General features: G+C 68.1%; 21 protein-coding genes and 1 tRNA gene. 9 read left to right on the top strand and 13 right to left on the bottom strand.

Annotated elements, in window-relative coordinates:
• From DM450_RS12885 to DM450_RS12870, 4 genes are all read right to left on the bottom strand, one after another.
• Complete coding sequence (locus DM450_RS12885) at positions 1–438, bottom strand: T6SS immunity protein Tdi1 domain-containing protein (RefSeq protein ID WP_142635389.1); 438 nt, start codon at positions 436–438, stop codon at positions 1–3.
• On the bottom strand, positions 435–1,913 hold the full coding sequence (locus DM450_RS12880) for a phytoene desaturase (RefSeq protein WP_142635387.1): 1,479 nt from the start codon (positions 1,911–1,913) through the stop codon (positions 435–437). The genes DM450_RS12885 and DM450_RS12880 overlap by 4 nt, the downstream gene beginning before the upstream one ends.
• Entirely contained in the window at positions 1,910–3,136 is a 1,227-nt protein-coding gene (gene crtY, locus DM450_RS12875) for a lycopene beta-cyclase CrtY (protein ID WP_142635385.1), read from the bottom strand. The genes DM450_RS12880 and crtY overlap by 4 nt, the downstream gene beginning before the upstream one ends.
• Positions 3,137–3,206: 70 nt before the next feature.
• Positions 3,207–4,547 (bottom strand): family 1 glycosylhydrolase, encoded by a 1,341-nt coding sequence (locus DM450_RS12870; protein ID WP_142635383.1) that lies wholly within the window; start codon positions 4,545–4,547, stop codon positions 3,207–3,209.
• Positions 4,548–4,869: 322 nt separating this feature from the next.
• Between DM450_RS12870 and DM450_RS12865 the strand changes: the two genes are divergently transcribed.
• Positions 4,870–5,436: a GNAT family N-acetyltransferase gene (locus DM450_RS12865; protein ID WP_142635381.1), complete on the top strand. Its 567-nt coding sequence runs from the start codon at positions 4,870–4,872 to the stop codon at positions 5,434–5,436.
• Here the strand turns inward: DM450_RS12865 and DM450_RS12860 are convergent.
• Positions 5,426–6,142, bottom strand: a complete 717-nt coding sequence (locus DM450_RS12860) for a response regulator transcription factor (RefSeq protein ID WP_142635379.1) — start codon at positions 6,140–6,142, stop codon at positions 5,426–5,428. The genes DM450_RS12865 and DM450_RS12860 overlap by 11 nt on opposite strands.
• 177 nt (positions 6,143–6,319) lie before the next feature.
• On the opposite strand from DM450_RS12860, the gene DM450_RS12855 reads away from it, so the two are divergent.
• Entirely contained in the window at positions 6,320–7,216 is an 897-nt protein-coding gene (locus tag DM450_RS12855) for an NTP transferase domain-containing protein (RefSeq protein ID WP_142635377.1), read from the top strand.
• 238 nt (positions 7,217–7,454) lie between these two features.
• Here DM450_RS12855 and DM450_RS12850 read toward each other — a convergent pair.
• The 4 genes from DM450_RS12850 to DM450_RS12835 all read right to left on the bottom strand — a co-directional run bounded on the left by DM450_RS12850 (position 7,455) and on the right by DM450_RS12835 (position 10,709).
• Positions 7,455–7,541, bottom strand: a tRNA-Leu gene (locus tag DM450_RS12850).
• 353 nt (positions 7,542–7,894) lie between these two features.
• Complete coding sequence (gene nadA / locus DM450_RS12845; RefSeq protein WP_142635375.1) at positions 7,895–8,881, bottom strand: quinolinate synthase NadA; 987 nt, start codon at positions 8,879–8,881, stop codon at positions 7,895–7,897.
• A 125-nt stretch (positions 8,882–9,006) separates the two neighbouring features.
• A complete protein-coding gene (locus DM450_RS12840; RefSeq protein ID WP_142635373.1) occupies positions 9,007–9,726 on the bottom strand; it encodes a hypothetical protein in 720 nt (239 codons plus the stop codon).
• A gap of 95 nt (positions 9,727–9,821) precedes the next feature.
• Positions 9,822–10,709 carry an MBL fold metallo-hydrolase gene (locus DM450_RS12835; RefSeq protein WP_142635370.1) on the bottom strand — a complete coding sequence of 296 codons (888 nt, stop codon included), beginning with the start codon at positions 10,707–10,709 and terminating at the stop codon, positions 9,822–9,824.
• A 61-nt stretch (positions 10,710–10,770) separates the two neighbouring features.
• On the opposite strand from DM450_RS12835, the gene glpK reads away from it, so the two are divergent.
• Positions 10,771–12,255 (top strand): glycerol kinase GlpK, encoded by a 1,485-nt coding sequence (gene glpK / locus DM450_RS12830; protein ID WP_142635368.1) that lies wholly within the window; start codon positions 10,771–10,773, stop codon positions 12,253–12,255.
• Positions 12,256–12,275: 20 nt separating this feature from the next.
• Here glpK and DM450_RS12825 read toward each other — a convergent pair whose 3' ends face one another.
• Together DM450_RS12825 and DM450_RS12820 are read right to left on the bottom strand one after the other, a co-directional pair.
• On the bottom strand, positions 12,276–12,749 hold the full coding sequence (locus tag DM450_RS12825) for a DUF1465 family protein (RefSeq protein ID WP_142635365.1): 474 nt from the start codon (positions 12,747–12,749) through the stop codon (positions 12,276–12,278).
• Positions 12,750–12,924: 175 nt separating this feature from the next.
• Complete coding sequence (locus DM450_RS12820; protein WP_142635363.1) at positions 12,925–13,122, bottom strand: YdcH family protein; 198 nt, start codon at positions 13,120–13,122, stop codon at positions 12,925–12,927.
• A 311-nt stretch (positions 13,123–13,433) separates the two neighbouring features.
• Between DM450_RS12820 and DM450_RS12815 the strand changes: the two genes are divergently transcribed.
• The 5 genes from DM450_RS12815 (at position 13,434) to tilS (ending at position 19,479) form a co-directional block, all read left to right on the top strand.
• Entirely contained in the window at positions 13,434–13,589 is a 156-nt protein-coding gene (locus DM450_RS12815; protein WP_142635361.1) for a DUF465 domain-containing protein, read from the top strand.
• Positions 13,590–13,802: 213 nt separating this feature from the next.
• A complete protein-coding gene (gene ptsP, locus DM450_RS12810) occupies positions 13,803–16,079 on the top strand; it encodes a phosphoenolpyruvate--protein phosphotransferase (protein ID WP_142635359.1) in 2,277 nt (758 codons plus the stop codon).
• A 193-nt stretch (positions 16,080–16,272) separates the two neighbouring features.
• Positions 16,273–17,280 carry a helix-turn-helix domain-containing protein gene (locus tag DM450_RS12805; protein ID WP_142635357.1) on the top strand — a complete coding sequence of 336 codons (1,008 nt, stop codon included), beginning with the start codon at positions 16,273–16,275 and terminating at the stop codon, positions 17,278–17,280.
• 209 nt (positions 17,281–17,489) lie between these two features.
• Positions 17,490–18,503 carry a tetratricopeptide repeat protein gene (locus DM450_RS12800; protein ID WP_409529338.1) on the top strand — a complete coding sequence of 338 codons (1,014 nt, stop codon included), beginning with the start codon at positions 17,490–17,492 and terminating at the stop codon, positions 18,501–18,503.
• Positions 18,484–19,479: a tRNA lysidine(34) synthetase TilS gene (gene tilS / locus DM450_RS12795; RefSeq protein WP_142635355.1), complete on the top strand. Its 996-nt coding sequence runs from the start codon at positions 18,484–18,486 to the stop codon at positions 19,477–19,479. The genes DM450_RS12800 and tilS overlap by 20 nt, the downstream gene beginning before the upstream one ends.
• Positions 19,480–19,542: 63 nt before the next feature.
• On the opposite strand, the gene DM450_RS12790 is transcribed toward tilS, so the two are convergent.
• On the bottom strand, positions 19,543–20,214 hold the full coding sequence (locus tag DM450_RS12790) for a L,D-transpeptidase family protein (protein WP_142635353.1): 672 nt from the start codon (positions 20,212–20,214) through the stop codon (positions 19,543–19,545).
• Positions 20,215–20,529: 315 nt separating this feature from the next.
• Complete coding sequence (locus DM450_RS12785) at positions 20,530–21,117, bottom strand: TetR/AcrR family transcriptional regulator (RefSeq protein ID WP_142637868.1); 588 nt, start codon at positions 21,115–21,117, stop codon at positions 20,530–20,532.
• Between the two features lie 199 nt (positions 21,118–21,316).
• Between DM450_RS12785 and DM450_RS12780 the strand changes: the two genes are divergently transcribed.
• Entirely contained in the window at positions 21,317–23,719 is a 2,403-nt protein-coding gene (locus DM450_RS12780; protein ID WP_142635351.1) for a TonB-dependent receptor, read from the top strand.
• Positions 23,720–23,727 lie beyond the last annotated feature (8 nt).

Here is a 23,727-nt window from a genome sequence, read left to right as displayed (position 1 = left end):
TCAGTCGATAACCTTCAGTTGCACCTGCGCACCCTCCGGCAGATCCTGGGTCTGCCGGGCAAGGTCGCCGGTAAGATAGATCAGTTTCACGAAATCGATTCGGATCAGGTTTTCGTGCGCATAGTCCCCGGCGAGCATCGCCGGAAGCGTGAGACTGTAGACTTCCCCAGGCGCGGGCGGGCCGAGCCGCGCCGCCGCCGCATCGACCAGCGCATCGGCGCGCCAGATCGCCCCGGTTTCCTCCAGCGCCATGTGCGCCTTTGCCGCCGCCTCGTCGCCCAGCCGGGTAAGCGCGCCGAGGTCGGGGTCGAGATAGTGGTAGGCGCCGTCCGCATCGGTCACCAGCGCATGGCCCATCAGGCTGTGGGCGACGACTTCGGCAAAGGTCACCCCGGTCCAGCCCCAGGCGGCATTGAGTGCGTGGACCTCGCGGCTCACTTGAGGTCTGCCACCATCAGCCGCGCGGTTGCCCGCGCGCTGGCGACGACGCCGGGAATGCCCGCGCCGGGATGGGTGCCGGCGCCGACCAGGTAGAAGTTCTTCAGCTTGTCGTCGCGGTTGTGGCCGCGCAGCCAGGCGCTCTGCGTGAGCAGCGGCTCGAGGCTGAAGGCATTGCCCTTCCAGGCGCTGAAATCGGTCTCGAAATCGCTCGGCGCATAGTGGAAGCTGGTGACCAGCCGGTCCTGCAGGTCGGGGATCAGGCGGCGGCTGACTTCGGCCAGCACCCGGCGTTCCAGCAGCGGGCCGACGTCCTTCCAGTCCACCGGCAGCTTGCCGAGGTTGGCGACCGGGACCAGCGCGTAGAACGTGCTCTTGCCGGGGGGCGCCATGGCGGGATCGGTGACGCTGGGATGGTGCAGGTAGATCGAGAAGTCGCGCGGCAGCACGCCGTGCTCGAAGATGTCCTCGAGCAGGCCCTTGTAGCGCGGCCCGAACAGCACCGAGTGGTGCGGGATGCCCGGCCAGGTGCCCTCGAGCCCGAAGTGGACAACAAAGACGCTGGGGGTGAAGCGCTTGCGGGCGAGCTTCCTGGCCATGTCCTGCCCGCGCGCGGTTCCCGCCAGCAGGTCGCGGTAGCTGTGCATGATGTCGCCGTTGCTGGCGACCGCGTCGAACCGGCCGCGCCAGCCGCTTTCGCATTCCACTTCGCTGACATGGTCGCCGATGGTGTGGATCGCGGCCACCTTGTCGCCGAGCCGCACGGTGCCGCCGATACGCTCGAACTGGCGGGCCATGGCCTGCGCCAGCTTGTTGGTGCCGCCGCGCGCCCACCAGACGCCGCCGTCCTTCTCCAGCTTGTGGATCAGCGCGTAGATCGCGCTGGTGGTCATCGGGTTGCCGCCCACCAGCAGGGTGTGGAACGAGAGCGCCTGGCGCAAGTGCTCGTCCTTCACGAAGTGCGAGACCATCGAATAGACCGAGCGCCAGGCCTGGTAGCGGGCCAGCGCCGGGGCGGCCTTCACCATGCTGGAAAAATCGAGGAAGGCCTCGTCGCCGAGCCGCACGTAGCCTTCCTGGTAGACACCCTCGGCGTAGCGCAGGAATTCCTCGTAGCCGCCGATGTCCTGCGGGGCGACGCGGGTGATCTCCCGGCGCAGCGCGGCATCGTCGTTCGAATAGTCGAAGGTCACGCCGTCGGTCCAGTTGAGCCGGTAGAACGGCATGACCGGCATCAACTCGATGTCGTCGGCGATGTCGTGCCCGGTCAGGGTCCACAAGTCGCGCAGCGAATTGGGGTCGGTGATGACGGTGGGACCGGCATCGAAGGTGAAGCCCTCGCGCTGCCAGACCCCGGCGCGCCCGCCCACCATCTCGCGCGCCTCGACCAGCGTGGTCTCGATCCCCGCCGCCTGGAGCCGGATGGCAAGGGCAAGGCCGCCGAACCCGGCGCCGATGATGCAGGCTTTTTTCACAGCGATGTTCTCATTTTGGGGCCGAGGTCCGCCAGCGGGCGGCCCCCGCCCAGCAGGCTGGCGAGTGCGGCGCCCAGCGGCACCGGCGGCTTGCCGGCAAGCAGGCGCGCGCGGTCGGCCAGGGTCGACCGGCCGGCATAGAAACGCTCCACCAGCGGTTCCGGCAGGCGGTAGAAACGTTCGAGCACGCGCCAGCGCGCCTCGGGCGGCGCGGCGGCGAACAGCATGCGAGTCAACATCCGGTAGTAGCGCCCCCCGCGCCAGTGGTTTGCGGCCCATGCATGACCCGCCCTTCCTAGGCCGATGCCGGAGAACTTGTCGAGAGTGGTGAGGTACATGGCGAATCGCACGGCATCGGGAAACGAATAGGAGGTCAGCGGATGGATCAGTGCCGCGCGTGCTCCGGCGCGAAGGTCTGCGCCGCAGTCTCCGGCGGCCCAGAACGCCTCGAAATCCCCGGCTGCGATCACCGGCAGCACCCCGGTTTCCTCGTATTCCACCGCTTCCACCTGCCAGCCCGCGCCTTGCGCATAGGCGGCGATCCGCTCGCGCAGCACCGGCAGGTCGAGCGCGGGGGCATCGGCATAATAGGTGTCCTCGACAAAGACGGTGTCGGGCGAGAAGGGCAGGGCATAGACAAAGCGGTAGCCGCCGACCTGTTCGACCCGCGCGTCCATCACCACCGGGCGTTCGAGGCCGTGGGGCGCCCTGGTGCGCAGCAGCTGGCCCGCGAATTTCTGCCAGCCACCGGCCATGTGCGGCAGGGCGCCGGCGCCCCGTGCGTCGATGATCGCCCCGGCGCGGATCGTGCGGCCATCGGCGAGCAGGACCTGCGATCCGTCGATCCCGCGCACCTCGGCGCCGGTCAGGATGGCCGACGGCGGCAGCGCGGCGCGCAGGGCGGTGTCGAGCCGGGCGCTGGTGACGCTGGCATAGGGCGCGGCGAGGCGGCGGGAAAAGCCGGGGAAATGGACGTCGTAGCCGTCCCAGCGGGCGGCGATCAGCGGCTCCACCAGCGCGCGGCCTCCCTCCGCAAGATCGCCCGCAGGGTCATCGGCAAGGTCACTGGCAAAAAACGACCAGACGTGGTTGCCGCCCAGCCTCGCCCCGCGCTCGATCAGCCGCACGCGCAGTTCGGGGCGGTGCCGGGCCATGGCAAGCGCGATCAGCGAACCGGCAAGGCCGCCGCCGAGGATCGCGATATGGCAACTGGGATCATCCATCGCGCGAGGTCTAGGGGGCTGCGCGCTGCATCGCAACGTCGCAAGTCGCCAGCCGGCGCGTTCGCCATCGTCAGATCGCGTTTCTCCGCGCGATCCCGGCCAGCACCGCCGCGCTGGGCTTGGGGCTGCGCCTGAAGGTCGTGCGATCCAGCGTGTGCAGGCCGAATTGCGGCTTGTAGCCGAACACCCATTCGAAATTGTCGACCAGCGACCAGTGCATGTAGCCAAGGACCGGCACGCCGTCCTCGATCGCGCGCTTGAGCTCGGCAAGAGCCGCCGGGATCAGCCAGGCCCGCTTGGTGTCGTCGGCGGAATTGATGCCATGTTCGGTCACCATCACCGGCACCCCGCTCACCGCATGGGCGTAGCGCACCGCACCGGCAAGAGAGCCGGGGTAGATTTCCGATCCGGCGTCGTTGGTCACCGCGCCGGTCGGTGCGGGCAGGCGGCCCTTGCTGTTCCAGACGGTGCGCTCGTAGTTCTGCACGCCGACGAAGTCGTTGCCGCGCGCTGCCTCCAGCCAGGGCCGGTAGAGCCGCGCGCGCATCTCGTCGCGCAGGCTCCCGGGCCCTGCCGACTGGTCGTCGATCACGGCAAGGCTGACGCCGACCGGCAGGTCCGTGCGCGCGGCCTTGATCGCCGCGCGGCCGAGCCCGTGCCCGGCGAGGAGATGGGCCTGCACCACTTCGGGGTCGGCGACATAGAGCGGATTGCCCGGCAGGAAGCGGGCAACCGCATGGTCGCGCGCGGCGGCTTCCTGCATGGCCTTGTCGGCCGTCAGCAGGCGCGGGCCGATGTCACCGGGAAGGACGACGTCGAGCAGGCCGCTGAGATTGGGTTCGTTGAGAGTGGTGGCATGGGAGATCCCGGAGGCCAGATGGCGCGCGGCGCGGTCGCAGTAGCGTGCAAAAAGGGCAGGGGCGTCCGGGTTCGACCAGCCGCCGAGCGCGGCGAACCAGGCCGGCGTGGTGAAGTGGTTGAACGTCACCATCGCATGGAGGCCGCGTTCACGACAGCCTTCGATCATGGCCTTGTAGTGATCGAGCATGGCCACCGAAAACTGCCCGCTGGCCGGTTCGATCCGCGCCCATTCCAGGCTGAAACGGTAGGTGTTGAGCCCCATTCCCTTCACGAGGTCGAGGTCGACCGGCCACAGCGCGAAACTGTTGGCGGCATCGCCGGAGGGCTGCGCGTAGACGGTGGGCCGGGTCTGCTCCATCGCCCAGACGTCGCTGTTCACGTTGTTGCCCTCGACCTGGTGGGCGGCGGTGGCCGCGCCCCACAGGAACCCTTGCGGGAAACGGGGATCGGCCGGGCGCGGGGGCCGGGCCGGGGAGCCGGCAATTGCAAACGCCGGTGAACCGGCAGCGGCGACGGCCGCTGCGGCCAGCATGGTACGACGGTCGATCACGCATTCTCTCCGTTTGGTTGGCCGGCCCGTGTTCGGCCGATCACGATTTATTAGAATTGGTAATCTAATTATATTCGCGGTTCAAGTCGTGGAGGGCGTTCCCTCCCGCAAAGGGAAGGCGGTGGTCGCGGCGGCGGGGGCGGGGCGGATGGCGCGGTCCGTCGTGCGTGCCGACGTGTCGGCGAAGTCATCGGGCAATGATTTGAAATATCGTCCGGTTTCGGGAAGTGCTGGCAAGCGGTAGCGGGCGCTATCGTCCTAAATTGTCCGGGCGCCGTTTAAGAGTTTGCGAGCCTAGGTACTTTACGGCATGTTTGTGACGATGAACGGGGAACTCACAGTTTGCGACGCCGTGGAGCAGGATGCGGCGGCCATTGCCAGCATCTTCGCGCACTACGTGCTCGAAAGCACGGCCACATTCGAAACCGAGCCGCCCTGCCTCGAGGAAAGCCGCCGCCGCATCACCGCGACGCTGGAGGCGGGCTATCCCTTCCTGGTCGTGCGCGAGGGGGACGAGGGCCGGGCCGGGGCGGAAGGCGGGCGCGTGCTCGGCTTTGGTTATGCCCATAGGTACGGCCCGCGCGCGGGCTATCGCTTCAGCGTGGAGACGACGATCTATGTCGCCCCGGACAGTCTGGGGCGCGGCATCGGCGGGCGGCTGCTGGGGGCGCTGCTCGACCAGTGCGAGGCACGCGGTTTCCGGCAGGCCTTTGCGGTGATCGCCGAAAGCGAACCGGCCTCGGTGGTGCTCCACGCCCGCGCCGGTTTCCTGCCGGTCGGCACGCTGACGGCGGCGGGCTGGAAGCACGGCAAGTGGCTCGACGTCTTTGTCATGCAGCGCGCGCTGGGCGAGGGTAACCAGAGCCTGCCCGAGGCGGTCATTCCCTGAACCCCACCCGGTTGGCGAGGATCACCGCCTGGGTGCGACTGAACACCTGCAGCTTGTGCAGGATCGCCGAGACATGGGCCTTCACCGTCGTCATCGAGACATCCAGTTCATAGGCGATCTGCTTGTTGAGCCGCCCGCCCACCAGCTTGCCCAGCACCACCCGCTGCTGCGGCGTCAGCGCGGCGATGCGGGCGTGGATCGCGCGTTCCTCGTCCCCGGCGGCAAACGGGGTGTCGGCGGCGGTCATTTCCGGTTCGTAGATGCCGCCCGCCAGGACATGGGCAAAGGCATCGAGGAGGGCGCCGCGCGGCAGCGACTTGGGCAGGAATCCCGCCGCACCGGCCGCCAGCGCGGCGTGGACCACCTGCCGGTCGGTCACCCCGGAAACGATCACCACCGGGGTGGCCGGATAGCGTTCGCGCAGGGTCTCCAGCCCCGAGAGCCCCTCGATCCCCGGGATCAGCAGGTCCAGCAGCACCAGATCGGCCTCGCCCGCGGTGGCGAGCAGGTGGAGCGCGGGTTCCAGACCGTCGGCATCGAGGATCTCGCAGGCGGGAAAGGCCTGTTCCAGCACGGTGCGCAAACCGTCGCGCACGAGCGCGTGGTCGTCGACGATGATGACCCGCTCCGGTGCGTAGAGGGCGGGGAGTGGGGCAGTGTCGGGGACGGGATCGCGAGCTGGATCGGGGGTCGCCGGGTTTTCCATGGTCCTCTCCCGGATACAGGAAGTGCCGGGTCTATGCCGATCGTGGCGGCGCGGCCATCGCGGCTGGATCGGGTCTGGAGCAATCTCCCTGGCTGCCGGTGCGAATCGCGCGGTCACCATGGTGTCACATGCGGTCGGCATAGGCTGGGCGGGTGATGTATCCTGCGGTTTCCCCTGATGAACACGACACGCGATCCTGACGAGGGCCTGCCGCCGCTGCGGCTGGTCGTGCTGGCCGGGCAGGGTGCCGGTTCGGGAAGCGCTTCGGCCTTCGCAGGCGCTTCGGGCTTCGCAGGCGGGGACCCGCTGGCTGCCCGCTTTGCCGAAAGCCACCGCTGCCTGATCCCGCTGGCCGGGCGGCCGCTGATCGCCCATGTCCTCCAGACCGCCGCGCAGCACCCGCGCGTGACCAGCCTGGCGATCTGCGTCGAGCGTGAGGCATTCGATCCGATATGGGACGTGCTGACCCGCCTGCCGGGGCGCGGCAGCGTGGCGCTGGTCGAGGCGCAGGCCGATATCGCCGCCAGCGTGCGCGCCGCGACGCAAGGATGGGACGGCGCGGTGCTGGTCACCACCGCCGACCATGCCCTGCTCTCGCCCGGGGCCATCGACGCCATGATCGCCGCGCTGGAAAGCGCCGACGTCGCCTTCTCGCTCGCCCCGCGCGCGGCGGTGGAGGCCGCGCACCCGCGCGCCGGGCGCGGCTTCATCGCGCTCCACGACGGTGACTATGCGGCCTGCGACCTCTACGGCATGGCCTCGCCGCGCTTTGTCGGCGCTGTTCGCATCTTCGGCGGCACCCGCGCGGCCGGACAGGACGGCGCCCGGATCCGCCGCGCGGTGGGGGTGATGGGCATGGTGCTGGTGCGGCTGGGCATGGAGACGCTGGCCGGTGCGCTGGCCCGCGCCTCGCGCCGCCTCGGCATGCGGGTGCGCGCGGTGATCCTCGAGGACGGCACCCAGGCCATCGACGTCGATGACGACCGGACTTACGCCATCGTCCGCGACCTGCTGGAACGGCGTGAAGACGCTGCCCGGCTGGAAGCGAGCGCCCCCCGGACTGCCGTCGCCTGACCGGCAGCGGATTTTGCAGGCGCAAGGCGTCCAGATTCCTCGGGCAGAAACCTAAGGGCTGTTCCGAAGGGCCAGCATCGTCGCCGATCCTTGCGGACTGACGGAAGAGCCGTTTTCCGGTTACCCGTGCAGTTCCCCGTTCGGGGTCAGGCTGGAGTATGTCTGATGGGGGTTTGTGAAGCTAGGAACGGCTGAACTCAGCCGTTCCTGCACTTCCTGATCAGCTTTAAAAAGCTGATGGTGCGGTCGAGAAGACTCGAACTTCCACGGGCTTTCGCCCACAACGACCTCAACGTTGCGCGTCTACCAATTCCGCCACGACCGCTCAATCATCCGGAGCCGTTTTGCAACCGCTCCGTGGTAGGAGGGCGCCTCTATCAAGGAGGCCCTGACCCTGCAAGCGATTCGGGTCCGATTATTTATCAACAGGCACACTTTTTTCGATTTTTCGGCGAAAAATGGCGGAATTCCGCGGTTTTGTCCGCGAAAGAAAATTGCCGGTCGCTGTAGCGAAGTGGTGGCGGGAGGGAGAATCGTCTCCGCACGCCGCGAAAAACCAGCATCCGGCGACGCAGATTTTTGCCGAATGCGCAGCGCCGGACAGAAAAAACGCGTCACCCCGGCTTCGGGATGACGCGTTCCGTTCTCTGGATGGTCGGCAGGAGCCAGGCTCAGGCCTCAGCGGTTGCCGAGATCGCCCTTGCCCACGGTGCCGCTGGCCATGTCGAGCATCTTGTCGAGGCTCTTCTTGGCATCGAGGCGCAGCTGCTCGTCGATCTCGATGCGCGGTTCGAGGTCGCGCAGCGCCACGTAGAGCTTCTCCATGGTGTTGAGCGCCATGTAGGGGCAGATGTTGCAGTTGCAGTTGCCGTCCGCGCCGGGCGCGCCGATGAAGGTCTTGTCCGGCAGGGCCAGCTGCATCTGGTGGATGATGTGCGGCTCGGTGGCGACGATCAGCGTCTGGCCTTCCATCGCCTTGGCATAGTTGAGGATGCCGCTGGTCGAGCCGACATAGTCCGCATGGTCGACGATGTGCGGCGGGCATTCCGGGTGCGCGGCGATCGGCGCATCGGGGTGCTGGGCCTTGAGCTTGAGCAGCTCGGTCTCGCTGAAAGCCTCGTGCACGATGCATACGCCCGGCCAGAGCAGCATCTCACGGCCGAACTTGCGGCTGAGATAACCGCCAAGGTGCCGGTCCGGGCCGAAGATGATCTTCTGGTCGGCGGGGATCTGCTGGAGGATCGTCTCGGCGCTGGAGCTGGTGACGATGATGTCGGACAGCGCCTTCACCTCGGTCGAGCAGTTGATGTAGGTGAGCGCGATGTGATCGGGGTGCGCGGCGCGGAAAGCGGCGAACTTTTCCGGCGGGCACGAATCCTCAAGGCTGCAGCCCGCTTCCATGTCGGGCAGCACCACGATCTTTTCGGGGCTGAGGATCTTGGCGGTTTCGGCCATGAACTTCACGCCGCAGAAGGCGATCACGTCGGCATCGGTCTCGGCCGCCTTGCGGCTGAGTTCGAGGCTGTCGCCCACGAAATCGGCCAGATCCTGCAATTCGGGGCGCTGGTAATAGTGCGCGAGGATCACCGCGTCGCGCTCCTTGCGCAGCCGTTCGATCTCGGCGCGCAAGTCGAGCCCGGAGAGGTTGGCGGGAATTGCGGTCATGGTGTCCCTCGTTCTGCGTCTGGGGTCTGGCCAGTCCGGTCAGGTGCCGGAATTCGCCGCGCTATCTAGGGATGCTTGCCGCAATGCCCAAGCCAAAACGTGCAAGGCGCCTCGAAAAGCGCCGCTTACGCCGTGAAGCGCGCCGCCAGGGCGATCCACGGGGGCGTGATCGCCAGCAGCTCGACAATGACGTGGGCGAGAATGACCGTGATCGCCGCCGCGGTCGTCGCCGGATGGGTGTGGCCCAGGGTCCGGCGGTCGTGGCGCACGATCAGCCAGACCACGCCGAGCTGGATCACCATCGAAACCCATTCGCCCCAGGGCATGATTAGCGGCATCGGCAGCAGGCGGCCCAGCGCCGGCTCCATCAGCAGGATGGTGGAACCGGCCATCAGCCGCCGGTGCCAGTCGCCCTGCCGCCGCCGGGATACCGCCATGCCCACCAGCAGCGCGAAGAGCAGCGCGTCGACATGGACCAGCGCGAGGAAATAGGCCGGCGTGAAGAAGGGCGGGAACAGGCCCAGCCGCAGCGCCGTCAGGCACAGCGCGCTGGCCAGCACCACGATCGTCGGCACCATGACCGCGCTGGCCCAGCCGAGCCGCCGATGGATGGCGAGGCCGCCGGGGCCGCCTTTCCCGGCCAGCAGCGCCTGCGTGACCAGCAGGCCGAGCCAGGTCAGCATCGCCAGCCCATGCAAGTGCATGACCAGCGGCGCGCGGGCGTAATCGACAAAGCCGCGCAAGGCGAACTGGCCGAAGCAGAAGACGATAAAGAGCGAAAGGCCAATCGCCAGCTTCTGCCAGAACGAAAAGGCGCCGGAACGCGCCCGAGGCAATGTTGCCATGGTATCTCCCCTCATCCCGCCGCTGCGGGCCCCATCTCTCACGATGGGCGGGAAATACTTGAAATCCGGTTCAGGTCATACGTCAATTCGACGAATTACCCATGCGATACGATCGCGGTCCAGCCGTCGTTCTCGCGCTTTACAAGGCTTCTTTTTTCCAGATCAAGAAGATGGGCCAGTACAGAGCGTCCGGCGGCGGGCCATAGTCTTTCGTCGACGCCCTTGTACATCAGCGGCACCATTTCGCCGATCGTGTGATTTCCGGCCTCGATCTGCCTGAGGATCTGGCGCTCGCGCTGGCGGCGGTGGCCGATCATGCCGCGCACCAGCTGGCGCGGCTTCTCCACCGCCGGGCCGTGGGCGGGGAAATAGACCGTGTCCTGCGTCCGCTCGTAGAGTTTGGACAGGCTCTCCAGATAGGCGGTCATGTCGCCGTCGGGCGGGGAGACGACGCTGGTGGACCAGCCCATGACATGATCGCCGGTGAACAGCGCGCCGGTTTCGACAAGCGCGAAGCACAAGTGGTTGGAGGTGTGGCCGGGGGTGGCGACCGCTTCCAGCGTCCAGCCGTGGCCGGAGATCGTCTCGCCATCGGCAAGCACGCGGTCGGGCGTGTAGTCGGGGTCGAACGCGGCATCGGCGCGCGGGCCGTCATCGCTCAGCGTCAGCGGTGCGCAGCCGATGATCGCGGCGCCGGTGCGCGCCTTCAGCGGCGCGGCGGCGGGCGAATGGTCGCGGTGGGTGTGGGTGCAGGCAATGGCGACGACGCGCGCCTCGCCCACGGCGGCCAGGATCGCCTCGATATGTTCCTCGTCCGCCGGGCCGGGATCGATCACGGCGACTTCGTGGCCGTCGCCCACCACATGCGTCTGCGTGCCGGTATAGGTGAACGGCGAGGGATTGCGCGCGAGCACGCGGCGGACCAGCGGGGCGATCCGCTCGGTCACGGCATAAGGCTTGTCGGCGAGGTCCGGGGCGTTCATGGCGCCGATATGGTGATTTGCGCTGGTCCTGTCGAGGTCGGGCGATGGAAGAGGTAAACGGATGGCGGCCGAAGCGGACCTGATCCTGGTGATCGATGCCGGGACAACCTCCAACCGGGCGATGGTCTTTGCGGCGGACGGCGCCTTGCGCGCCACCGCGCAGCGGGCGCTGACGCAGCACTATCCGCAGCCCGGCTGGGTGGAGCACGATGCCTCGGAGATCTGGCAGGGCGTGCTTGCCTGCGCGCGCCATGCGGTCTCGCAAGTGGGCGGGGCGGCGCGGATCGCGGCGCTGGGCATCGCCAACCAGCGCGAGACGGTGGTGGCCTGGGACAAGGTGAGCGGCGAACCGCTTGCCCGCGCGCTGGTCTGGCAGGACCGGCGCACCGAGACGATCTGCGCGGCCTTGCGCGATGCCGGGCACGAGGCGGGCGTGCAGGCAAAAACCGGGCTGGTGCTCGATCCCTACTTCTCGGCCAGCAAGATGCGCTGGCTGATGGACCATGTGTCCGAAGTGCGCGCCGCGGCAGAGGCGGGGACGCTGGCGCTGGGCACGGTCGATTCGTGGTTGCTGTTCAAACTCACCGGCGGCGCGCACCGGACCGATGCGGGCAATGCCAGCCGGACCGCGCTCATGGCCCTCGACGGGGCAAGCTGGGATGCGGGGCTCTGCGATCTGTTTGCGGTGCCGCAGCAGGCCTTGCCGCAAGTGTGCGACAGCGCGGGCCGGTTCGGCACGGCGCTGCCCGAACTGCTGGGCGCGGCGATCCCGATCACCGGCGTCGCCGGCGACCAGCAGGCCGCGACGATCGGGCAGGGCTGCCTTGTCCCCGGTGCGACCAAGGCGACGTATGGCACCGGGGCCTTTGTGCTCGCCAACATGGGAGAGGCGGTGCCCGCCTCGCGGCACCGGCTGCTGGCGACGGTGCTGTGCCAGCTTGGCGGCAGGCGGACTTATGCGCTGGAGGGCTCGGTCTTTGTGGCGGGCAGCCTGGTGCAGTGGCTGCGCGACAGCCTCGGCCTGATCGATGCGGCGGGCGAGACCGAAGTGCTGGCCCGCTCGGTGCCGGACAATGGCGGGGTGGTCATCGTTCCGGCGCTGTCGGGGCTGGGGGCGCCGCACTGGCGGGCGGGGGCGCGCGGCGCGATCACCGGGCTGACGTTCGCGACCAGCCGCGCCCACCTGGCCCGCGCGGCGCTGGAGGCGATGGCGATGCAGACGCGCGATCTTGCCGAAGCCTTCGCGGCGGACGGCGCGCGCTGGACGCACCTCAGGATCGACGGCGGCATGAGCGCCAACGACTGGATGGCACAGGACATCGCCGACGTGCTCGGCATCCCGGTGGAGCGCCCCGGCCTTGTCGAGACCACCGCGCTGGGGGCGGCGATGCTGGCGGCGAGCGGGGCGGGCCTTTTCGCGAATCTGGAGGCGGCGGCAGCGGCGATGGCGGGGCAGCGGCGCGGTTTCATGCCCGCCATGGCGCCAGACGCGCGCGATCGGCGGATCGCGGCATGGGAAAAGGCGCTCTGTGCCGCTTCAGGGTAGGTTCGGGGCGTTTCTCGCGGTCAGCCGGCGAGGCGGCGCTCGATCCGCTCGCGCAGCTGCTGGATGGCGCTTGCGGGGCTGTCGCCGGTGAGTTTCCAGCTGCCTTCAAGCCTTAGCAGGCGGTCGTAGAAGCGGCGGGTGGTCTCCACCAGGGCGACGACGGAAGGCTCCAGCAGGGCCAGGTGGCGGGCGTCCGACTGGCGCATGACGGCCGACAGGCGGCCATTGCGCCTGAGCTGCAATTCGCTGATTTCGCCCATGAAATAGGACCGGTGGTGCAGCAGCCAGGCAATCGCGTGCATCATCCGGGTGGTCGTGCGCAGGCCCTCGCTGGACAGGGCGACGCGGGCAAGATCGCCCTCGATCGGGTGCGGGGCTTGCTGCGGGGCCTGGTAGGGCAGGGCAAAGGTCTGGCGAACGTCGTCGGAAAGCAGCAGGGCCTCGCGGTACAGGGCCTCGACGATGCGCGGATTGATGGGGGAAGGGGTCGACATACTCTGCCCGATATTTCCGAATGCCGGCGCCACTGCAACGGGCCGGCTGGGCCTATTCTAGGCTATTTTCCCCGATGTTCAGGAACGGAACGATCGGTTTTTTTGCGCGCGGTCCGCAACCGCCGGGCGAGCCTTGCGTCTACGGCCGTGCCGCAGCGGCCCCGATCACGCCCGGTCACGCGATGATGTCGGGGATCAGGTAGTCCTCGATCACCGAAATCTGGTCCTTCAGGCGCAGCTTGCGTTTTTTCAGGCGGGCGATCTGCAACTGGTCGCCGGCCCCGGCGGTATTCAGGGCATCGATCGCGGCATCGAGATCGCGGTGCTCGATCCTGAGTATTTCCAGGCGCTTGCGCATTTCCTCTTCGGTCACGCCGGAATTCCCTAGTCTCGAATGGCCGTTCTGAATGGGTGTCTGGGAGCGTCCCGCTCGGCGCAGGCAGCTCGCAGTTCACCGATATGAAGCATTCGCCATCTTCGCAAGATGCCGCGAATGTGGTTCGATCCGTTTTGCGCCGCATCGACACGATGCCGAGTCGCCAGACGTTGTCCGCGGGGGCGTGCTCCAAGGCCGGCCCCAAAGGCAGCAAAAAGAACATTCGGTCGTCGGGTATTTCCGGCCTTCAGCCCATTTGATGGCTGGATTGGGTGCGGCCCACCCCCCGGAGAAGAGGAGAAATGTCCATGGATACTCCACACGTCAGCGCGCTGCAGCTCAAACATGCCGGTCTTGAAAGACAGCTTCATGACGAATTGAGCCGCCCGATGCCTGACGCCGTGATGATCCAGGCCCTCAAGAAGCGAAAGCTTAAGCTCAAGGAGGAAATGTCGCGCCACTGAGCGCAGTTCCCAAGTGTCGGCGGCGGCACCTTCCCTGAGGTGCCGCCGTACGCTTGTGACGGGGCCGCCGGGGCCGCCTCTCCGCGCCAGCGAGGCGCGCTGCCGCCGCTTGCCATCCTTTAATCGGCCCAGCAGGCGGAAATTCTCCGATAACAGCCCATTTCATCGGTTCGGCGCGTTTGCAAAGCGCGCGCTTTGGGTTACGCGGGTCCCATGACCAGCGGAGCCGTCGAAGCAGCCCGGAACATCCTCACCAGCCTCCACGAGGTCATGGCGTCGCGTAATCACGCGCAATCCAAGCTCAACAACGTGGTGGAAGTGATCGGCGAGAGCCTCCATAGCGAGGTCTGCTCGGTCTACCTGCTGCGCGAGGGCATGCTCGAACTCTTCGCCACGCGCGGTCTCGCGCAGGAAGCCGTGCATGTCACCCGCATGGCGGTGGGTGAAGGCCTGGTGGGCTCGATCGCCGACCGGATCGAGACGCTGAACCTCGCCGAAGCGGCGGCGCATCCTGACTTTTCCTATCGGCCCGAAACCGGGGAGGACAAGTTCCACTCGTTCGCCGGCGTGCCGATCGTGCGGCGCGAGCGGGCGGTGGGCGTGCTCTGCGTCCAGCACGTCGAGCCGCGCCGCTACGAGGAAGTCGAGATCGAGGCCCTGCAGACGGTCGCGATGGTGCTGGCCGAGATGATCACCAATGCCGATCTGGTCGACGAGGAGGACGTCAACGCGCCCGGCTCGTTGACGTCGGGGTCGCAGCAACTGCGCGGGCTGGCGCTGGTCAAGGGGCTCGCCTCGGGCGTGGCGGTCTACCACCAGCCGCGCGTCAACATCGAGCATATCGTCGCCGAGGATACCGAGGCCGAGCGCCAGCGGGTGATCCTTGCCTTCGACAAGATGCGCGAGCAGATCGACCGCATGGCCAGCCAGGCCGAGTTCGGTGTCGGCGGCGAGCATGAGGAAGTGCTCGAGACCTACCGCATGTTCGCCTACGACGAGGGCTGGACGCGGCGGATCAACGAGGCGATCGATTCCGGCCTGACCGCCGAAGCCGCGATCGAGCGGGTGCAGCAGCGCACCCGCATGCGCATGCGCCAGATCGACGATCCGTTGCTGGCGGACCGCATGCACGATCTGGAGGATCTCGCGAACCGGCTGCTGCGCATCGTTTCCGGCCAGCTCGGCACCGCCGCCTCGATGGGCCTCAGGAACGACGCGATCCTGATCGCGCGCAACCTTGGCCCGGCCGAACTGCTCGAATACGACAAGCGCCGCCTCAAGGGCGTGATCCTCGAGGAAGGCTCGCTGACCAGCCACGTCGTCATCGTTGCGCGGGCCATGGGCATTCCGGTGCTGGGCCGCGTGCGCGGGCTGCGCGGGGTGGTGCGCGAGGGGGACCAGCTGCTGCTCGATGCCGATCAGGCCAGCGCGATGGTGCGCCCGCCCGCCGGGGTGACCGAGGCCTTCGAGGCGCGTTTTGCCAAGAGCCGCGAGCGTCAGGCCGCCTATGCGGCGCTGCGCGACGTGCATCCCACCACGCGTGACGGCACCCGCGTGCAGGTCATGATCAATGCCGGCCTGCGCGACGATCTGGCCAACCTGACGATGACCGGCGCCGACGGCATCGGCCTGTTCCGCACCGAGTTCCAGTTCCTCGTCTCCGCCACCTTGCCCTCGCGCGAGCGCCAGACCCGGCTCTACCGCGATGTCATGGATGCGGCGGGCGACCGGCCGGTGAAGTTCCGCACGGTCGACATCGGCGGCGACAAGACCTTGCCCTACTTGCGCCACGACGACGGCGAGGGTGAGGAAAACCCGGCGATGGGCTGGCGCGCGCTGCGGGTCGCGCTCGAGCGCGAGGGGCTGCTCAAGGTCCAGGCGCGGGCGCTGCTGGAAGCGGCGGCGGGGCGCGTGCTGCACGTGATGTTCCCGCTGGTGGCCGAGCCCTGGGAGTTCGATGCCGCCAAGGCGGTGTTCGAGGGCCAGCTGGCCTATCTGCGCAAGCAGAAGAAAGTGCTGCCCGAGGCGATCCATTACGGCGTCATGCTGGAAGTGCCGGCCCTTGCCGAGCAGCTCGACGTGCTGGCGCCGAAGATCTCGTTCCTCTCGATCGGCACCAACGACCTGACCCAGTTCCTCTTCGCGGCGGATCGTTCGAACCCGAAGCTGGCCGAGCGTTACGACTGGATGAGCCCGGCGATCCTGCGCTTCCTGCGCCGCGTGGTGAAAAGCTGCGAGGGTCACAATGTCGACATCGCCGTCTGCGGCGAGATGGGCGGGCGCCGTCTGGAGGCGCTGGCCTTGCTCGGCATCGGCATCCACCGCCTGTCGATCACTCCGGCCTCGGTCGGCCCGATCAAGGACCTGATCGGCAAGGTCGACCTTGCCGAGATCGAGGCGGCGGTGGCGCAGTGGCTGGCCCAGCCGCCGGTCGATCTGCGCGCGGAACTCACGGCCTGGGCCGCCGCGCGCGACATCGCTGTCGATTGATCGGGGGCTAGGCCGCGGTGCCGATTGACACCGCTTCGTCTTGAAGGAATGTTACTCGGCGTGAACGGGGTCGCATCCGCCGCAGAATTCCGGGACAACGGTCTCGTCCCCGATTGACTTTGGGGACGTGCCCGGTTTGGAAACGATCCGGACCCGGAATTGTCATTTTTAGCGAATTCCCCTCGGGAGCGGAATGGAACACGTCGAGAATCAAGAAGCGATCGAGCAGGCTGGCAAGCAGGCGACGACGACCATAGGTACGGTGCTCGTCCGTGCGCGCGAGGCCGCCGGGCTGACGCGCGCCGATATCGCCGCCCAGACCAAGATCGCCGAGCGTCATCTCGCCGCGATCGAGGAAGACCGGCTCGGCGACCTTGCCGCGCGTACTTATGCGGTCGGCTTCTCGCGTGCCTATGCCCGCACGCTGGGCCTCGACGAGAAGGAAATCGCCGAGATCGTGCGCCGTCAGCTCGAAGCCGAAGGCGGCCGCGAGCAGGTGGTGGTGCCGCATTTCGAACCGGGCGACCCGGCGCGCGTGCCTTCGGCGCGGCTGGCCTGGCTTGCCGGTGGCGGCGCGCTGGTGGTGATCGTGCTGCTGGTGGTGTTCTGGGGCAGCTATCTCTCGCCCGAGGGCAAGCTGCCCGACCTGCTTTCGCCCAAGCCCGCCCCGGCGCCGACCAGGGTGGCCGTGCCGGTGCCCGCCGCACCCCAGGCGCCCGCGCCTGCGACGGGGCCAGTGGTGCTGACCGCGACCCAGGACGGCGTCTGGCTGCGTGTCACCGACGGCAGCGGCAAGCGCCTGGTCGAGACCGAACTCAAGAAGGGTGAAAGCTGGACCGTGCCGCAGGACGCCCAGGCGCCGCAGCTGCGCACCGGCCGACCCGATGCGCTGGCGCTGACGGTGGGCGGCCGGGCGATCCCGGCACTGGCCGACAAGCCGATGACGATGTCGGGCGTGTCGCTGACCCCGGCGGACCTCGACGCGCGTTCCCATCCGCAGGCTGCCGCCAGCGGCGCCCCGAATGCGGCTTCCGGCGCGGCTTCCCCTGCTCCGCAGGCCGCGGCCCCCCGCGTGCCCGGGCGGCGTCCGGCCAGCGGCGCCTCGGTGCCGCTGACTGCGGGCGAGGTTGCCGCGCCTGCGGCCGGGGGCGTGAGCGCCCCGGTGGCGGCGCCTTCGCCGCTTTCCACGACTTCCGACTGAGCCCGCCTCGACAGGGCGGGGATCTTCCGGCACCCCTAGCCGGAGAGGCTTGGTTAATGTGCGGTTCGGCCCCGAAGGTCCAGGACGGCTGCGGCCGGCGCCGCCCGATGGCGCACTCGCAGGCGGGAATGCGCTTGAGAGGCGGGGCTTCAAGGGCCGGGCTTGATGACGTGTCAGCGGGCGCGGCCCGAGACGGAGATGATTAGGCAATGTTTTCTTCACTGGGGTCGCAGCGCGCCGCAAAGGCGCTTTCCCTGATTACCGTTCGCCGGATGCGCCTTGCCGCCACCGGCACTGTCGCGCTGGCGCTGGTCGGCCTGAGCCTGCCCGCACAGGCGCAGGATGCCGGCACCGACGCGCGCCTCAAGAAAGTCGAATCCGAAGTGCGCGCGCTCCAGCGCAAGGTTTTCCCGGGCGGTGACGGCAAGTATTTTGCGCCGGAAATCACCGGCCCCGCCGCCGCGCCGACGCCTGCGCTCGGCCAGCCCGCGACCTCGCCGGTGAGCGACGTGCTGGTGCGCATGGATGCGCTCGAGACGCAGATGCGCAGCCTGACCGCGCAAGTGGAGCAGAACACCAACCGCATCAACCAGCTCGAAGCCAAGCTGGCGGCCAGCGTGCCGCCGCCGATGGACAGCGGCATGGCCGCGCCGAGCGCTTCCTCGTCGAACCTCTCGGCGATGAATGCGCCCGCTACCACTCCGGCCGCCACTCCGGCCTCCGGGCCCGCATCTGGCCAGCCCACGCTCAAGCCCGCGGCGCAGGTGCGTCCGGCCGCGCCCTCCGATTCGCGGATCGATGCGGTCAAGGCGGTGGTCAAGCCGCAGACCGCGGATGCGGCGGATGACGAATATTCCTATGGGTTCCGCCTGTGGGAAGCCAAGTTCTATCCCGAGGCGCAGCAGCAGCTGAAGCTCTACCTCGAGAAGTATCCCCGGCACGCCCGCGTCAGCTGGGGCCGCAACCTGCTCGGCCGCGCCTATCTCGACGACGGCAAGCCGCTGGAAGCCGCCAAGTGGTTCGTCCAGAACTACCAGGCCGACAAGCGCGGCGATCGTGCGCCCGACAGCCTGCTCTACCTCGCGGTGTCGATGAAGCAGATCAAGGACACCAAGCGCGCCTGCATCGTGCTGGCCGAGTTCAGCGAGACTTATGCGAGCGAGGCGGCGGGCCGCCTCAAGGGCCTCTACGATTCCACGCGCAATGGACTCACCTGCTCCTGAGCCCGCATTGATCCCGCAGGCGGAAGCGCTCGGTCGCTTCCGCGCGGGGCTGGCGGCGATCTGGCCGGAAGGCACGCACGATCCCGCGCTGCGGCTTGGCGTCGCGGTGTCGGGCGGGCCGGACAGTCTGGCGCTGCTGCTGCTGGCGAGCGCCGCCTTGCCCGGACGGGTCGAGGCGGCGACGGTCGACCACCGCCTGCGTGCTGAAAGCGCGCGCGAGGCGGCCGATGTCGCGGGCCTGTGCGCGCGCCTTGGCGTGCCCCATGCGGTGCTCGCCGTCACCGTGGCGCCGGGCAACGTCCAGGCCGAGGCGCGGGCGGCGCGGTATGCGGCGATGGCGGCATGGATGGCGGAGCGCGGCATCGCCGCGCTGGCGAGCGCGCACCATGCCGACGACCAGGCCGAGACGCTGCTCATGCGGCTCAACCGGGGCAGCGGGGTCGCCGGGCTGGCGGGCACGCGGAGCCGTGGCAGGGTGCCGGAAACCGCGTTTCCCTTGCTGCGCCCGCTGCTGGACTGGCGCCGCGCGGAACTGGCCGAAGTGGTCGAGGCTGCCGGTGTCGAAGCCGCGCAGGACCCCAGCAACCGCGACGATCGTTACGACCGCGTGCGGATCCGCAAGGCGCTGGCCGGGGCCGAGTGGCTGGACGTTGCCGCCGTGGCGCGCAGTGCCGAACATCTCGCCGATGCGGATGCCGCGCTCGAGTGGATGGCTGCGCTCGAATGGCGTTCCTGCGTGAAGAAGGAGCCGATGGGGCTGCGCTACCGCCCGCAGGCACCGCGTGCGGTGGTGCTGCGGGTCCTGGCGCGATGCGTCACCGAACTCGGCGGCGGCGAACCGCGCGGCAGCGCCGTGGCAAGGCTGCTGGATTCGCTCCAGGAAGGGCGTCCCGCCTCGATCGGCGAACTGGTGGTGCGTCCCAATGCCGGGGGGTGGAGTTTTGCCAGGGCCCCGGTGCGCGCGGCCCGGCGCTGATTTGAGGGGCCGAATTTCGGAAACCGGAATTTCAGGCCGTTCGGCCCTTCACGGCCTCCGGGCTCAGCTCTCGACGAGGTTGCTGCCGATCCCGGCCTGCTTGCCGCGGGTGATGTAGACCTTGTCGCCCAGCCGGGTGGCCGCGAAGAGCTTTGCGGCAAAATCGTCCGGCATGCCGACGCAGCCGTGGCTGGCGTAGCCCTTGGCCACTTCCGATCCGTGCAGGGTGATGCCGTCGTTGGTCAGCCGCTGCATGTAGGGCATCGGTGCCCCGGTATAGATGTTGGAGACGTGGTCCTTGTCCTTCTCGGTGATCGGGAAGACGCCGAGCGGGGTGGGCGTGTCCTCGGTGCCGAGCAGGACGGCGGTGGCGCCGATCTCGTAGCCGCCGCGGAACACCGAGAGCACGCGGGCATCGAGGTCGACGGTGATGACGATCGGACCTGCGGGTACGCCGGTCTCGTCCCAGTGCCATTCGCCGTACCGGATCGGGCCGTCGATCGGCAGGATGCGCTTGACCGTGAAGGCCGTGTCGGCGGGCTTGGCCGGTTGCGCCCGCGCGATGGGCGCGGCAGGCGCAATCCGGGGCTTTGATGCCATCCCGGCCGGCACGGCGGGCCGGGCGGCGGCCGAGGCGGCATTGGCGGAAAGTTCCGGCTGGCCGGCGATCATCAGCACACCCGCGATCACGGCCAGGGCCGGGGCTGCCGATGCGAGCAGGAGCCGGGCCCCCATCGGGGAGCGCTTGCGGGGGGAGACGATGTTTTCCACCCGCCGCTTATCGCGCGAACGCGAAATACTTGCCAGCGCGTTAACGAATGGCGTCCCGTTCGGGGACGGTTCTTCCGGTCAACCATTAACGGCGTGGGCGATCGCCCAGAGACCGTTTGAAAATTCGCGAAACGCGAATTTTGCGGCACCGGCCCGCTCCCCCACCCTATCACCCAACGTAGTATCCTGCGGGTGGTAGGGTGGGGAGCGGGCCGGTGCCGCCCCAAAAATGCCCCTCGGGCATTTTTCAACCGATCGCTCAGCCCTGTTCAGCCCCGCTCAACTCTTGTCCGGCGCCGCGATGCCGACGCGCAGGATCGAGTTGGCCAGTTCGGCAATGGCCTCGGGGGTCATGTCCTCGGCCCAGACGGCGTAGCGCAGGCCGAGGAAGACGTTCATGCCCATGATCGCCCAGGCATGGGCCTCGCCCAGCCCCTCGCGCAGTTCGCCCTTACGCATGCCTTCGCCGAGGCGCTCGGTGATGCGGCGGGCGGTCGATTCGTAATGGACCCGGAAGCTGGCGGGGTCGACGAATTCGCACTCGTCGATGATGCGGTAGATTTCCTTGTGCGCCCGCGCGAATTCGAGGAACCCGGTCAGCGCCGCGCGTTCGGTCTCCAGGGCCGGCAGCGGTTCGCGCAGGGCCTCGCGCGCGGCACCGCGCACCTTGCCGCTGAGATCGTCGACCAGCGCCCGGAAGATCTCGTCCTTCGAATCGAAGTAGGTGTAGAAACTGCCGAGCGCCGTGCCCGCGCGCTGGGTGATCCCGGTGATCGAGGCCTCGTGAAAGCCGCGCTCGCCGAATTCGATGGCGGCGGCATCCAGCAGCTTGCGCAAGGTGCGGCGGCCGCGCTCGGTGCGCGGCATCTTGGCTGTCGAGATCCGTTCCGCGGCCGGATCGGCGGCCTGTTCGTCGCGAAGGGCGACCGGGGGAGGGGGGGCATCTGTGGTCACGAAGCCACAGCTAACCCTCCTGTCGCGCCTTGGCAAATGTTCAATGTTGAAAGTTGATTCATGTATCGATAATGTCGCCTCCAACGATAAAGATCCTTGGGAGTGATGGACGATGCGAAAGGCGCGATTTGGTGGCGTGCGCGGCCGTAAGTGTGCGAGTATTCTGGCTTTGGCGACGGTTCTGGCGGGGGGCGGGGTTACCGCCCCGGCGTTGGCGCAGGATGATGCGGCGGCGCCTGCAGTCCCTGCGGCGGCGCCGGTAACGACGATGGGCGAGGGCGAGATCATCGTCACCGCCCGCCGCCGCGAGGAACGCCTGGTCGACGTGCCGATCGCGGTGTCGAGCTTCAGCGGCGACCAGCTCGCGCGCAGCGGCGCCCTCGACATCACCGACATCGCCCAGATGGCGCCCAACGTCACGCTGGAGCCTTCGCGCGGGACCAATTCCACGCTCTCCGCCTTCATTCGCGGCGTCGGCCAGCAGGATCCGGTCTCGGGCTTCGAGCAGGGCGTGGGCATCTATCTCGACGACGTCTACCTCAACCGCCCGCAGGCGGCGGTGCTCGACATCTACGAGGTCCAGCGCGTCGAAGTGCTGCGCGGCCCGCAGGGCACGCTTTATGGCCGCAACACCATCGGCGGCGCGGTGAAGTACGTGACCGCCGACCTTCCGGACACCTTCGCGCTCAAGGCGCGCGGCACGTACGGCACCTACAACCAGCTTGACGGCGTGGTCTCCGCCTCGGCGCCGATCGGGGACATCGTGCGCCTCGGCGCCGCGGTGGCGCGGCTCACGCGCGATGGCTTCGGCACCAACATCACCACCGGCAAGGACAACTACGACAAGGACGTCTGGGGCGCGCGCGGCACCCTGGAGATGGGCGGCCGGGGCGCCCCGGTCTCGATCCGCATCTCGGGCGACTATACCCGCGATCGCAGCAACCCGCGCGGCGGCCACCGCCTGATCGCCGGCTCGGCGGCGGGCAGCGAGATCCTGCCCGACGTGTTCGACAGTGCCGGCGGCATCGACGATCCCAAGCAGGACGTCGAGGCCTGGGGCCTGGCCATGAACGTCAAGGTCGACCTGTCCGACGCGCTGAGCTTCAAGTCGATCAGCGCCTGGCGCAAGGACCATTCGGCCACCCCGATCGACTTCGACGCCAGCCCGACGGTCGATCTCGACGTGCCCGCGTTCTACGACAACGAGCAGCTCAGCCAGGAATTCCAGCTGGCCTACGACAAGGGGCCGCTGCAGGCGCTGGTCGGTTTCTACTGGCTCGACGCCAGCGCCGACACCTACTTCGATTCGCGCACCTACACGACGCTGGCCACGACGCTTCCCATGCTGACCGGCCATACCGAGGCCGATGTCAACACCAAGACCTGGGCGATCTTCGGCGACTTCACCTACAACCTCACCGACCAGTTCAGCCTCTCGCTCGGCGGGCGCTACACCTGGGACAAGCGTGAGGCGGACATCCTCAAGCAGAGCTACATCTTCGGCGGTTCGGCCGGTTTCCAGAACCCCGGCACGCTGATTGCCACCGACACCAACTTCTCGGGCAGCGCGGTCTACAAGAAGTTCACGCCCCGTGCCTCGATCTCGTTCAAGCCCAGCCGTGACCACAACATCTACGCAAGCTACAGCCAGGGCTTCAAGGGCGGCGGCTTCGACCCGCGCGGCGCCGGCAAGAATGCGCCGACCAGCAATGCGAGCGGCGTGCCCAGCGATGCCGAGATCGCCCAGTACCTGAGCTTCAAGCCGGAAACGGTGGACAGCTACGAACTGGGCTACAAGGGCAACCTGCTGGACGGCGCGCTCTATGTCGCGGCGGCGGCGTTCCGGATGGACTACAAGGACATCCAGATCCCCGGCTCGGTGGCCTGCACGGTGAGCGGCGTGCCGACCTTCTGCGGCGTTGTCTCCAACGCGGGCAAGGCGCGCCTGCAGGGTCTTGAACTGGAAACCAATGCGACGCTGGGCCGCGACATCGCCGCTGCGGGCGACAAGCTGACCCTCTCGGGTTCGCTCGGCTACATCGATGCCAAGTTCCGCAAGTACGAGACGCTGATCGCCGGCAAGACGGTGGACGTGGCCAAGTACCGCAACATCCAGAACACCCCGAAGTGGACCGCCAGCGGCACGCTGGGTTACGATACCCCGGTGGGCGGCGGCGACCTGCTGCTTTCGACCACGGTGTCCTACCGTTCGAAGGTCCACCAGTTCGAGTTCCCGAACCCCTACCTCGACCAGAAGGGCTATGCGCTGTGGGACGCCAGCATCGTCTACACCGCGCCCGATGGCCGCTGGAGCCTGGGTGTCCACGGTAAGAACATCCTCGACAAGGAGTACATCACCTCGGGCTACAGCTACATCCGTCAGGATGCGACGACCGGGGCGATCGTCACCAATGCCTCCGGCCAGCCGATCCCGACGCTGGGCACGCAGGGCACGCTGACCGGCTTCTATGGCAACCCGCGCCAGGTCTTCGTGACGGGCACGGTGAAGTTCTGATTGCGCGC

The sequence above is a fragment of the Sphingomonas sp. IC081 genome (assembly GCF_006874585.1).
Taxonomy (GTDB): Bacteria; Pseudomonadota; Alphaproteobacteria; order Sphingomonadales; family Sphingomonadaceae; genus Novosphingobium.
This window is presented reverse-complemented; position numbering and strand designations above follow the sequence as displayed.